Raw genomic sequence first — 322 nt, 5'->3', positions numbered from 1 at the left:
ATGACGATTGCGCTAGCCAAGCGTTTCGGGTGGCCGGTACTGCTTATTTGCGATACGTCCCATGAAATGCACCGCGACGGGGCAGAGACGCTGACGGTATCAAAGGGGGCGGACGCAGTCGATTTTGTTTTGGTGAACCGTGTGCAGCCCGGCGATATCGTCGTCACGCAGGATTATGGGCTTGCTGCGATGGTGCTGGCAAAACGCGGCGTGCCAATAGACCAGAATGGGCGCGTCTATGATGAAGGCAATATTGAACAATTGCTTCACGGGCGCCATGTCGCCAAAAAAATTCGCCAAGGCGGCGGGCGCATGAAGGGCC

1 protein-coding gene is annotated in these 322 nt (G+C 56.8%); it reads left to right on the top strand.

Going from position 1 to position 322, the window contains the following annotated elements; all coding sequences use genetic code 11:
• On the top strand, positions 1 to 322 hold a 322-nt coding region (locus tag SB775_RS28330; protein ID WP_410864498.1), incomplete at its 3' end, for a YaiI/YqxD family protein.

Source organism: Peribacillus sp. SIMBA_075, from assembly GCF_046534585.1.
The sequence above is the reverse complement of the archived record's forward strand: the minus strand, read 5'-3'. Positions and strand labels throughout refer to the sequence as shown.